Origin of the sequence: Bacillus sp. NEB1478 (genome assembly GCF_031582965.1) — a bacterium.
In the GTDB taxonomy this organism is placed as follows: domain Bacteria; phylum Bacillota; class Bacilli; order Bacillales; family Fictibacillaceae; genus Fictibacillus.
The window spans coordinates 3,715,160-3,727,040 of record NZ_CP134049.1; the positions used below are offsets into that span (position 1 = coordinate 3,715,160).

Below are 11,881 nucleotides of genomic sequence, written 5' to 3' on the forward strand. Positions count from 1 at the left end.
TTTTAATCACAACCTTCATTTCCTATTTAAATGAGATGATATTCCTTAGCGCCTTTTTGCCTCAACCATTTCAACGACTTTTGCATGAGTAGATCGTGGTTTTGATTACCTTCTTCTTTCAAATGAAGCCAGACCGTTCCTGATTTAAGTGTTTCTTTTACCTTTAGCAAGGCGATACCTGTTATTTGCTGTTCATCTTTCATCATTAATATCGTTGTATCATTACGGTCAAAATACTGAGTTAGATTTTTTTGAAATTCAGGAACGTCTTCACACCATGTACTTAGTTGATCTAAGTCTTGTTTTTGTGCTGCTGTGACCTCCATCATAGTCCCATCCTCCTCCGTAAATTTAACCGCTATTGAAAAAAAGTATCTATATCGCTTCTTCTGTTTTAGAAAGCATACTGACGAGGAGTTCCCGGTCTTCTGGAAACGAAAGCGAAAATTGCTCTAACTCCTCCAAGGATACCCATTTTATATCGTAGATTAAACCATCAGGATCTTGAATAACCGGTGAGCCGCTTTCTATATCTGCTAAAAAATACTGAACTTTATATTGTATACCAAAAGAAACCCCTTCTTTTTTATGAAGTTTCTTCTTAATGATTACTCTGTAACCTGTCTCTTCCCAAACTTCTCGCAAGCAACAATCCTCTAAGCTTTCTCCTGGTTCTTTACCGCCAGATGGAATTGACCACAACTTTTCCTCTTCAGGCTTCCCCTGCAAAACCATTAATAATTTTCCTTCTCTCATACAAATACATGATGCGCCTTCCCAAATCATCACCACTCCCCCTTTTACAAAAGTGTTCTTTATGGCACAAAAAAAGTCCTGCGCGTTCATGCAGGACTTTTTGTCAGTTAAATGACTTTATATTGTTCAGTTACTTTCCGGCTGTTAATTATTTTTCTGTTGCCATGATCCCATGTATATAGTGTCCGGCTGTTTTGTTCCAGCAAAGATAGGGAATCATTTGTGCATTCCACAATTTTTGAATGCGGAATATCATGTTCTTTTTGTTCGCCCGTTTCTACATTTACATATACGATACGCTCGCTCTTTCCTGTAGAAAGATCCAGCTCGTAAACTAAGATGTGACCATCAACACAATACAAAGCGCGAGGTGAGATTGATAGTTTGTGTTCCTTTACTACTTTATCCTTATCATTAAGCACTATAATTTTCTTTGGATCACCGTATAAAACCGGCGCACCTGAAACGTAAACATGGTTGTTAAGGCAAAGGATATCTGTTGGTGCCATGTTATTTCCTAGATTTATACGTTTTTTCTTATCGTTGCGAATAATATATAATACAGCTTGATCTTCTTCAACAATGTATGAGGAAATGTATAAAACGTCTTTGTTCATTTCAACTTCCCAAAGATAACCGTTCACGTTCCACTCTTTGATAAGTTCAGGACCATTTTTCGAAAACATTAAAACTGAGCCTTTGGAACCATCACCTTCACAAGCTACAACAACACAAGACTCGAATTCGTAAAAATTTGGCTGTCCTTTAATGACTTGGGATTTCAAATAACCGTTTTTATGGTCAAAGATGAATAACTTGTAATCTTTTGAACTGTCTTCTGCCTTTTTGGAAAACCAGTAATTTTTTTGGTTATCCATGAATATTTCCGAATAGGCAAATTCGCTCTCCTCATTTCTTACTACACTTCCGGCCTGGTCAGGATTACTGGAGACATACAGCGAAGCATTCTTCTCCGCAGTTCGTGATGTTAGTTTATACATTTTGGCCATAGTACTCGCTCCCCTCAAATTTGGCGCCGGTTCTCAGCTCAGCTCTGGTTTATGAAAAGTTAATTATTCAAAATTCTCAATTTCTAGCAAAAACTTTGTATTTTCTGTTATATTTATCATATCAAACATACAACTTAAACTGTATTGGGAAAAATGGTAGGAAAGATACTTGTTTATTAGGGGTCCTGCATGACAATTTTCCCAAGTTCTGAAAGGGGGATTTTATGGTCGGTCAAAGAATAAGATATTATAGAAAAACAAAAGGCCTAACCCAGGAAGGACTGGCACAGGGAATTTGCTCTGTTTCGTACTTGAGTAAGATTGAGAAAGGGGACGCAAAATCAAGCGATGAAGTTATTAATCTGCTTTGTGAACGTCTAGGCATTTCGCCCGAGGAAGTAGATGAAAGTAAAGTTCTCGAGATGTTAAACGAGTGGAACATTTTAATGGTTAATCGCCAGTTTGATGAAGCAATAAATTTCTTCCCTACAATTCAAAGTAAAATCGATCATGTAACTCATCCAGAGATAATGATAACTTTCAACCTATATTTAGCTAAATTTTATATGGTCAAAGAACCACCGCAATTTGAACAAACGAGTGAAACTCTTGAAAAAGTTAAGAAGGTATTTGATCAATTATCTCCTGATCAAAGATTTAATTATTTTTTAGTTCAAGGAATGTACTATAACTACATTGAAAAACATAATGATGCTTTACAATTCTTAAAATTAGCTGAAGGTGAACTCAGTAAGAGTTTAAATATCATAGAAACTGAATTTGCCATCCTTTATTATTTATTAGCATTGACATATAATTTTTTAATGAGAATAAATTCAGTAACTACTTATGCATTTAAAGCAATTTCAATATTCGATAAAGAATATAATTATAGTAGAAGTGCTGATTGTCAGGTATTATTAGCTATTAGTTACAGACGAGCAAAAAATTATGATTTAGCAGAATATCATTTAAATAATGCACTGAAATATTCTAAATCCTTTAAAGATGAATTTATGAGTGGAGTAATTTATCATAATTTAGGGTATGTAACATCTTGTAAAAGTGAACATATTAAAGCAATTGAGTATTTCAAAAAAAGTTTAGAATATAGAAATAGTCATTCAAACAAACGAAAAGCTTTAACACTATTTTTATTAGCTACTGAGTATTTAAAGTTAAAAGATTATCATCGAGCTGAAGAATATGTTCAAGAAGGCTATAAGTATTCTAATGATGATTTAGAAGTCTCTTATCATTTAAAAGTGTTGCAATTTCAAATTAACAAAAATTTTGATGCTACTTTTGAAGCACTTATTAGTAAAGAAGTTATAAGTTTTTTTGAAAACAGAAGTAATTGGGAATATGTTGCAAAATACTCAGAATTATTAGCTGACGTTTATTTCGATCAATCATTATATAAAAAAGCAAGCGCATATTACCGGATTGCAAATAACGCAAGGAAAAATATAGTATAAAAATAGGAGGATAACAAAATGAAAAAAATATTATTACTTGTTTTAGCTCTGGGATTAACAATCTCATTCAGTGCAAATACATTCAGTACTTTTGATGATTCACCATCCATCAAAAGATTAAAATTAGCTTTTGATGATTCACCACCAATCAAGTCATTAAAACTGGTCTTTGATGACTCTCCACCTATCAAATCTATGAAATATGCTTTTGATGATAGCCCTTCAATTAAAAATGTTACGTATATTGCCTTTAATGATTCATTAAAAAATAGTAATAATTAATAAAAAAGCTCTCATTTTTGAGAGCTTTTTTTATTTACTTATATGCACCTTAGTCCCGATCGGCACTAATCGAGAGAGTTCTAGTACGTGATTGTTATGCATGCGTATGCACCCATGGGATACGTATTTTCCGATTGATGATGGATTATTAGTCCCGTGAATTCCATAATGCGGTCGGGACAATCCCATCCACAACACTCCAAAGGGTCCACCTGGATTCGGTGCTTTATTTACAATGGTATACACTCCCGTTGGTGTGGGAGTCAGCATTTTCCCAACACCAATAGGGTACCGTTTGATAACCGTACCATCCTTCATTAAAGCAAGCCGTTTTCTCGCAGTGGAAACAAAGATTTCGTAAGGCATAGCCAAACCTCCTGTATTAGTCTATGCAGGAGGTTAAATGTGTGTCCCTATTCTCATTCTTACCTGCTTAACTGAGGCTTAATATGCAGGAAGCAATTCTCACTATGTGAAGGATCAATTCTGCCAGTCGCTTCAAGAAAGCTCTCAGCCGTTGTGAGCCCCACATGTTTAAATGTTTTTTGCAGTACTTTTTGTTTTTCCGGTTTTTCATTTGGCAGCTGATCCAGGAAAGCATCGAAACTTCCGTGTGTCTGTATGATTTCATGGACGATGTTTGCATTTTTTATTGTGGCTTCAATCTTCTTCCGATGTCTGACAATGCCCTCGTCCGCTACTAATCTTTCAATATCACCCTCATTGAAATCTTTCACAATATCTACGTGAAAATTCGCAAACGCCATTCTGAAATTATCGCGTTTATGCAAAATGGTACGCCAGCTCAATCCTGATTGAAACAGCTCCAATGTTAAACATTCAAATAGTTTGTTAGATCCTTCTGCTTTTTGTCCCCATTCATCATCATGGTATTTCTGCAGCATTTCACTTTCTTCACTCCACTTGCATCGTTGCATTTGTACCTCTCTCCTATCTTAAAAAAAGCACAGCAAAGGCTGCACTTTTATTGAGTAGCTCGAATATCTGAAAACGGATAAATGACAACTTCGGTTCGGCCTTCAATGGAGTTAAGCTCAATAAGACCTAGGCCATTTCTAGAATCCATACTGTTTAATCGATTATCCCCCATAACAAAAGCTTTCCCTTTTGGTACTTTTAACGGGCCAAAATCTTCAGTTAAATAAACACCTAGATTTTTCGCCTCTGATTTATTTTCTTTTAAATACGATTCAGGTATTTTTTTATTATTCACATAGAGAACGTCACTCTTCATTTGAATGACGTCTCCTTCAACGCCAATAATTCGTTTTACGTAGCGTTTATCATCACCTTTAATAATGACGATATCTCCTTTTTTCGGTTCAGAAAAGGCGTATACGATCTTGTTTACGTATAATTTCTCCTGATCATGAAGGGTTGGCGACATCGAGGCTCCCTCCACTAAATACGGAGCAAAAAAATAAGTTTTCGTAATAAAAACAAAGGCCAAAGCGAATACAATAGCCTTCAACCAGCTGATCCATTCATTTCTCGGTTGGGTATTTTTTTCTTTTTCCAACATATATTCTTTCACCTCGCCGCTACAATTTCAATTTTTATACGATCGGGATCTTCAAAAAACAAAGCATAATGATCACTTCCACCTGCAAACGGATACTTCTCTTCATACAGAAAGGAAACATTTCTATTTGTTAATTGTACACGAAGCTGATTAATTTGCGCACGTGATTGAGCCCACAACGCCAGATGATTAAGTCCCGTATGCTTTCTATGAAAGGAGTTATTTATGTACTTCTCGTTTGTCTGGGTGAATACCAGATAAGCTGTACCCTTTTTATAACTAATACCTTTATCCCATTCCTGATAGATCGCAAACCCCAACTCCTGCAGAAGCCAACTATAAAATTCCTTAGAACGCTCTAATTGATGAACATTGATTTCTACATGGTGAATCCCCTGTGGTATTTCCAATGGATGTCCTTCTCCTTAAGAATACTATGAAAAAATGAAAAAAGGCATTCTTTCACTTTTAATTTTATAAAAAATAGCCTACAATGGTAAAGATTTCCGTTTTTTTAAACAGGAGGGTTTTCTATGATTGATAAAACAAAACACGCAGCTATCTTCCTGGCTATCTTTTTGCTTTGGTTGAAAACGTATATTGTTTATAAAGTCTCTTTTACGCTTCCCATTGATAATTTCCTGCAAGAATTTTTATTATTTTTTAATCCTCTTAGTTTCCTTGTTTTCTATTTTAGTATGGTTTATTACTTCTCTCCTTCAAAAAGAAGGCGTGTCATTCTATGGCTTTCCTTTATTTATAGTTTCATATTGTACGCGAATATTGTGTACTATCGATTCTTTAGCGACTTCATTACGGTACCGGTTTTATTCCAGACAAAAAACGCAGGTGATATCGGCAACAGCATTTATGAACTTGTGTATTTGACAGATATTTTTTATTTTCTTGATGTTATGATCTTGTCGTTTTTATTAAAAAAACCAAACTGGACCCCTAATGTAGCGATTTTACGCAAAGACCGAAGAAAGTTAATCCTAGCTGGCCTAGCTATCCTAGCTGTCCATATTTCACTTGCTGAAGTCAACCGGCCTCAGTTGCTGACAAGAACATTTGACAGGGAAATTCTCGTTAAAAGTTTAGGGACATTTAATTATCATCTGTACGACATCATGCTTCAGTCCAAGTCTTCAATGCAAAAAGCATTAGCGAGCAACATTGATGCTGAAGAAGTTTTGCAAAAGCTCAAAAAAGATACGAAGAACAACTCAGAGCTCTTCGGCGTTGCAAAAGGCAAGAATGTAATCATTGTTTCGTTAGAATCAACTCAAAACTTTGTCCTTAATTATAAGATTAATGGCAAAGAGGTAACTCCCTTCTTAAATGAACTAGCCAGATCGAGCTATTATTTTAATCATTTTTATCATCAGACTGGCCAGGGAAAAACATCTGATTCAGAGTTTCTCGTAGAAAATTCCCTATATCCTCTCCCAAGAGGTGCGGTATTCCAGACAAATCCTTTGAACGAGTATAATGCGATGCCGGAAATTTTAAAAACAAATGGTTATTACTCGGCTGTTTTTCATGGGAATAACAAAAGCTTTTGGAACCGAGATGTTATGTACAAAACGATGGGATATGATAAATTTTTCAGTGAAGAATACTATGACATCACTGATGAAAATTCAATAAATTATGGTCTGAAAGATATTCCTTTTTTTGAGCAATCCATGCCGTATTTAGAAGATCTTCCGAAGCCTTTTTATGCAAAATTCATTACGCTGACAAATCATCATCCTTTTTTACTCGATGAAGAAGATCAATGGATTGATCCTTATCCTGTAGATGATGGAACTGTCAGCCGCTATTTTACAACGGTTCGATATGAAGATGAGGCATTGAAGCTGTTTTTTGAAGACCTGAAGAAGTCTGGACTTTATGATAATTCTGTTGTGGTTGTATACGGAGATCATTACGGTATCTCTGAAAGACATGAAGAAGCGATGGCTGAAGTGCTGGGAAAAGAAAATCTTACTCCATATGACCATATCCAGCTGCAGCAAGTGCCGTTATTCATCCATATCCCTGGTAAAAAAGGCGAAAATGTAGAAAGTGTCGGCGGCCAGGTCGATTTAAAACCAACACTATTACATCTGTTAGGAATTGAAACAAAGGATGATGTTCATTTCGGTACAGACCTTTTCTCAGAAGATCATAATGATCTAACGGTTCTTCGTAACGGTGCTTTTATCAATAAGAATTTTGTTTACACAAATGAGACGTGTTATAGCAATAAGCTAGGTACACCCGTTGATATTAAGAATTGTGAACCTTATATTGAGGAATCAAAAGATGAACTTGATGAATCGGATCGCATTGTTTATGGAGATCTATTGAGGTTCTTAAAATAGAAAAGACTCAAAAGGCTGAAAAACTGCAGCCCTTTTGAGTCTTTTTTATAATTTAGAATGATTCTGGAAATATGTTGATTGCTGAAAACAAAAAAGACAAAAAGGACAGAAACTATATATGAAACAGACCAAACTCTCTTGTAGAAAAATGAAAATCAGCTCGGGGAATAAATTGTTTGGGGTCAGTCCCTATGCATGAGTTTCGCGTTGCGCATTCGGATCATGGAGAAGTGTAAGGTAGATTGTGGCAGCTGTTCGTACAATGGCTGAAGCGAAGGGACAATTCTAAGCTCAACATTCTCTTCTACGAGCGCGTCTAGCAGTGAGCCAACTTCCTCTATTTTTAACGGTATTTCTGTCTCATAAGATATAAAGTATCCTGCCCCTTCATCCATCATCGCGAAACGAGCATCATTTAATGAATATTTATAGAGCTTCGTGTTTTGAATGCGATCAATCCATCTGCCTTCTACCACTATTATTTTTTCGCTGGATGCCATGTGTAAATATTTTTCCCGGTCTGATTGAGTCGTGTCCAATGTTGCCCAAAATCCAATCCTCGGGCAATCACGAGGAAGTAAATAAAGTGGTGACCGATCTTTATCAATTGCCCAAACCATCGGCTGCCGATCTGGAAAACTTAGATGCTTTCGCGGTTGAAAAATCTCTATATTATGCTCTTCTGAAAAATGATAAAGCATATGCTTCCTCCCTCTAAAATCACTGCTTGTGATAAACCAAAATATTCCTTTATAATAACCTATAATAATGATAAGGCGGGAATAATTTTGAAGCCACTTTTTGCTTATTTTACTGATGTTCATGGAAATATAGATGCTCTTAAGGCTGTCATATCAGATGCTCGTTCTCATGGTATAGACTCTTTTTTTTGCGGATGAGACATCATTGGAATTGGTCCATTTACGAACGAGGTGCTGGATTTATTATTTAGCACGAATTCTTTCCAAATGGTAACAGGCAATCATGACGAAGCTGTCCTTGCTTTAAAATATGGCCAACTCTATCCAAAAAGTCATGTTCATGCAAAACTACATCATCAATGGATTGCAGATCAGTTAGACAATCAGTTAGCCGAACAATTAAGAAAACTGCCGCGTGAACTTACATTTAAAAGGAATGATTTCAATTTTTTAATTACACATTATCCTTTTAAACAAGGAAAAAAGGAATCTCCTATTTCTGAAGATCCCTTCCTTCCTATTATAGTAAATCCTGCTCTCGAGTTGATTGAACAAGCCTTTGATTCCAACTCATATGATTTTATAGGATTCGGTCATCACCATATCCTGCATCATTTCAAAAGTGATAAAACGCACTATGTTAATCCAGGTGCACTAGGCTGCAGCACTATGGCTAAAGCTCATTATGCTATCGCCTACAAAGAAAACCATAAGGTTCAAGTCGAATTTAAATGTGTACCTTATGATCGTCAAAGATTAATAAGAGCCTACAACGAACTAAACATACCCGATTCTGCGTTCCTCATGAAAGCTTTTCATGGGATTTCTTAGTTTTTTATAGTTCTTTTACCGGCTGGTAGTTTTTTGAGCCTGATGGAAGAAGATCAAGCAAAGGCCAAACAGAACAAAAATCGTCTCCTGGTCCAAAAGGACTTTTGGCAACATGATAGATTGTGCCGTTTTTATCCTTTCTAAAAGTAGAAACACCTGGATAATAGTATCCTTCTTTTTCAAACCCTAAGTCTCTTTTAAAACGATTTTCCTTTGTTGAGATCATAGGAAATTTCCAGCCTCTTGATGCCGCAAAGTCTTTTTGAATCATTGGTTCGTCTGGGGTGGAAATGTAGAAAGGAGCTTTACGGACAATGTGGTGGTAAACGCCGTTAAATCCATCAGCCCACATCGTACAATATGAACAGCTTTGTCCCATATTGTGCACAATGATTAGTTCATCATGATCTCCAAAAAGATCCATCAATGTGACCGTATTACCTTCTGCATTCAAAAAGGTATAGTTCTCTACTTCCTCTTCAGGCAAAGTTCGTTTAAGCTTTGTAAGTTTCGCCTTTTTCTCCAAAATTTCCTTTTCCAACAAATCAATCTCTTCCATTACCTCTTTAACTACCATTGCCAACCTCCTAAATTTCCGTTTCATTTCTAATTCTGTGATGAAACGGACAAAACCTTTAAGATTGGAAGGTTTTTTGAATCTTTTTTAACGAACTATTTCTATAAACTCAATCTCCTCACCATCTGGACCTTCGTAAAATACGGTTTTCCAGCCGTTTTCTAAATGATAAGGACCTTCTGATGGCAACAGTCCTTTATGCTGTAAATCTCTTATTTTTTCTTTAACACAATTAACAGTGAAGGCGATGTGTGTGCTTTTAGACACTCCATTCGAATCTGGGATTAATTCGAGCTGAAAACCTTCGCCTTTTATAAATAAAAGCTCCGTTTCATTCCATTTCAGTTTTTCTTTGGATTGGATGGCTGCTATTTTTCCATAGAAGGCGACTGACTTCTCCAGATTTGATACATAGATTCCGATATGGTGAATCTTCATGATGATCACCTATAATATAAGATTCATATCGCCAAATTCGTGCCACAAATATTGTTGATTAATAGCTTCTTTATAAGCTGCGTGAAGTTTTTCAGAATGAATGAAGGCAGACAAAAGCTCGAGATGACTGGCTTCAGGTTCATGCATTCCAGTAATTAATCCATCACAAACTTGCAGGTTCGTATCTTCTTGTATATAAAGATTTGTCCAGCCTTCTGCAGCCTCCAGCCCTTCTTTTTCAAGGGCTGCTGTTTCCAATGCTCGAACAACAGTGGTACCGACAGCTATTACTCTTCCGCCTTGCTTTTTCGTCTCATTGATCATTTGGACCGTCTCTTCTGAAACTTTATAATTTTCATAGTTTTTGTCTGGCCCTTTATGCCATTTATCATCGAGCAAATAGCTTAATCCAGTATGCAGCGTAATATAAGCGATCCGAATCCCTTTTTTCTGAAGACGGAATAGCAGCTCCCAACTAAATGCGCGGCCGGCTGACGGCATTTCAACAGATCCAGGAATCGTTGCAAATACAGTCTGATAATAATCGAGGTTCCAAGGCTCTTGGATGTATTCATACCGTACCGGTTCTCCTAAACTATAAATCTGGTTGTAAAGGTCTGAGCAGCAAAGGTTAAAAGCCAGTGAAACAAATGGTGTATCAGAAGTTTGAGCGACGATCTCAGCTGTTAGGACTGGTGAAAAACGGATAATATCTCCTTTTTTCAAATCTCCGCTGACAGGTAACGCTTCCCAAATCGATTCATTCTTTCTGTGGGCAAGCCTTATTTCTACTTCCACACCATCTGATTCTCGTTTGCTCTTTAGAACAGCAGGAACGGTCCGGCTAGCGTTCAGAACGAGAAGGTCTCCTTTATTTAAAAATCGATCCAGATGATAGAACTGAGTATGCTCTCTTTCGCCTGTTGATTTGTCGAGCACCATCATTTTCACATAATCTCTGCGAATTCCTCTTCGTTCTGGCGGTTGTATAGCATTGAGTTCATTTGGCAGCTCAAACTTGATCGCTGATTCCATCAGTTCCCGCTCCCCTCAAGCTGAAATTCCTGTGCCTCAAAACGTTTCCCCGTAATGTGACTAGAAGAATCTGAAGCTAAGTATCCGAATACAGCTGTAATATCTTCTGGTCTTGCCAGCTCATAATCACAATCTGGTACGGCTAACTTGTGCATATCTGTGTCCATCTCTCCTGGATCGACCATGTTCACCCGAACTCCAGATTCCCTCACTTCATCTGCCCATGTTTCCGTTAACCCTTCTAAAGCAAATTTAGAGATTCCATAAGCACCCCAACCTGCATAACCCGTTGCACCTGCTTCTGATGTAATATTAATAATACTTCCTTGCTGTTTTTGAAGCATGATTGGAAGAACTCTTCTTGTTACAAGGAATGGACCAATCGTATTGACGCGAAGCACTTCTTCAAAATCTTGTTCTGGATAATCCAGCAAAAATGGCATCGGACTTGGCCCCAAGATCGATGCATTATTTACAAGCACATCAATCTTTCCATAATACTCTTCTGTTAAAGCCACAAATCGCTCAACATCCTTTGCTTTTGACATGTCTGCTCCTAATGCCAAAACATCTGCTCCAAGCTGCTCTAATTCTTTTTTCACTTCTTGAAGCGCTTCTTCTGTTCGTGAACAAATTGATAAATTGTATCCTTCTTTTGCATAATAAAGCGAAAGCGCTTTCCCTAAACCTTTTGAAGCTCCTGTAATCATTGCCACTTTTTTCATCTTTACTTCCTCCTCAGATTGTATTGCTATACATCATATACTTTTTATACATTTATGTTTACTAAGTATGTTTATTATAGTTTTATTGTTTTTATTCCGTCAATGAGTTTGTTTTAAAAATCTTTCGACAAAAACA

At 36.7% G+C, this 11,881-nt stretch carries 16 protein-coding genes; 4 read left to right on the forward strand and 12 right to left on the reverse strand.

Features of this window, described 5'->3' with window-relative positions:
* Positions 1–26: 26 nt before the first annotated feature.
* From RGB74_RS18865 to RGB74_RS18875, 3 genes are all read right to left on the reverse strand, one after another.
* Positions 27–329: a hypothetical protein gene (locus RGB74_RS18865; protein WP_310760782.1), complete on the reverse strand. Its 303-nt coding sequence runs from the start codon at positions 327–329 to the stop codon at positions 27–29.
* Positions 330–375: 46 nt separating this feature from the next.
* Positions 376–786, reverse strand: coding sequence for an NUDIX hydrolase (locus tag RGB74_RS18870; protein ID WP_396135997.1), 411 nt, complete (start codon positions 784–786; stop codon positions 376–378).
* 77 nt (positions 787–863) lie between these two features.
* Positions 864–1,766: a hypothetical protein gene (locus RGB74_RS18875; RefSeq protein WP_310760784.1), complete on the reverse strand. Its 903-nt coding sequence runs from the start codon at positions 1,764–1,766 to the stop codon at positions 864–866.
* Positions 1,767–1,990: 224 nt separating this feature from the next.
* Between RGB74_RS18875 and RGB74_RS18880 the strand changes: the two genes are divergently transcribed.
* Positions 1,991–3,244, forward strand: a complete 1,254-nt coding sequence (locus RGB74_RS18880; protein WP_310760785.1) for a helix-turn-helix domain-containing protein — start codon at positions 1,991–1,993, stop codon at positions 3,242–3,244.
* An 18-nt stretch (positions 3,245–3,262) separates the two neighbouring features.
* Positions 3,263–3,526 (forward strand): hypothetical protein, encoded by a 264-nt coding sequence (locus tag RGB74_RS18885; RefSeq protein ID WP_310760786.1) that lies wholly within the window; start codon positions 3,263–3,265, stop codon positions 3,524–3,526.
* A gap of 30 nt (positions 3,527–3,556) precedes the next feature.
* Here the strand turns inward: RGB74_RS18885 and RGB74_RS18890 are convergent, their stop codons facing one another.
* Genes RGB74_RS18890 through RGB74_RS18905 form a run of 4 tightly spaced genes read right to left on the reverse strand, consistent with a single transcriptional unit; the run spans position 3,557 to position 5,479 of the window.
* Entirely contained in the window at positions 3,557–3,892 is a 336-nt protein-coding gene (locus RGB74_RS18890) for a L,D-transpeptidase (protein WP_310760787.1), read from the reverse strand.
* Positions 3,893–3,951: 59 nt separating this feature from the next.
* On the reverse strand, positions 3,952–4,464 hold the full coding sequence (locus tag RGB74_RS18895; RefSeq protein ID WP_310760788.1) for a DNA-3-methyladenine glycosylase I: 513 nt from the start codon (positions 4,462–4,464) through the stop codon (positions 3,952–3,954).
* Positions 4,465–4,511: 47 nt separating this feature from the next.
* On the reverse strand, positions 4,512–5,066 hold the full coding sequence (lepB, locus tag RGB74_RS18900) for a signal peptidase I (protein WP_396136080.1): 555 nt from the start codon (positions 5,064–5,066) through the stop codon (positions 4,512–4,514).
* A gap of 11 nt (positions 5,067–5,077) precedes the next feature.
* The gene (locus RGB74_RS18905; RefSeq protein WP_310760790.1) at positions 5,078–5,479 is read right to left on the reverse strand and encodes a VOC family protein; all 402 of its coding nucleotides are present in this window, start codon (positions 5,477–5,479) and stop codon (positions 5,078–5,080) included.
* Positions 5,480–5,602: 123 nt separating this feature from the next.
* On the opposite strand from RGB74_RS18905, the gene RGB74_RS18910 reads away from it, so the two are divergent.
* Positions 5,603–7,438, forward strand: a complete 1,836-nt coding sequence (locus RGB74_RS18910) for an LTA synthase family protein (RefSeq protein ID WP_310760791.1) — start codon at positions 5,603–5,605, stop codon at positions 7,436–7,438.
* A 182-nt stretch (positions 7,439–7,620) separates the two neighbouring features.
* Here RGB74_RS18910 and RGB74_RS18915 read toward each other — a convergent pair whose 3' ends face one another.
* Positions 7,621–8,139: a DUF6886 family protein gene (locus tag RGB74_RS18915; RefSeq protein WP_310760792.1), complete on the reverse strand. Its 519-nt coding sequence runs from the start codon at positions 8,137–8,139 to the stop codon at positions 7,621–7,623.
* Between the two features lie 210 nt (positions 8,140–8,349).
* Here RGB74_RS18915 and RGB74_RS18920 point away from each other — a divergent pair, with 210 nt between their 5' ends.
* The gene (locus RGB74_RS18920) at positions 8,350–8,970 is read left to right on the forward strand and encodes a metallophosphoesterase family protein (RefSeq protein WP_396136081.1); all 621 of its coding nucleotides are present in this window, start codon (positions 8,350–8,352) and stop codon (positions 8,968–8,970) included.
* Between the two features lie 4 nt (positions 8,971–8,974).
* Here RGB74_RS18920 and RGB74_RS18925 read toward each other — a convergent pair whose 3' ends face one another.
* From RGB74_RS18925 to RGB74_RS18940, 4 genes are all read right to left on the reverse strand, one after another.
* Positions 8,975–9,547 (reverse strand): DUF899 family protein, encoded by a 573-nt coding sequence (locus tag RGB74_RS18925; protein ID WP_310760794.1) that lies wholly within the window; start codon positions 9,545–9,547, stop codon positions 8,975–8,977.
* 87 nt (positions 9,548–9,634) lie between these two features.
* Positions 9,635–9,985, reverse strand: a complete 351-nt coding sequence (locus RGB74_RS18930; RefSeq protein ID WP_310760796.1) for a VOC family protein — start codon at positions 9,983–9,985, stop codon at positions 9,635–9,637.
* 9 nt (positions 9,986–9,994) lie between these two features.
* Positions 9,995–11,020, reverse strand: coding sequence for an S-adenosylmethionine:tRNA ribosyltransferase-isomerase (locus RGB74_RS18935; RefSeq protein ID WP_310760797.1), 1,026 nt, complete (start codon positions 11,018–11,020; stop codon positions 9,995–9,997).
* Positions 11,020–11,745, reverse strand: a complete 726-nt coding sequence (locus RGB74_RS18940; protein ID WP_310760798.1) for an SDR family NAD(P)-dependent oxidoreductase — start codon at positions 11,743–11,745, stop codon at positions 11,020–11,022. Before RGB74_RS18940 ends, RGB74_RS18935 begins: the two co-directional genes overlap by 1 nt.
* Positions 11,746–11,881: the final 136 nt, after the last annotated feature.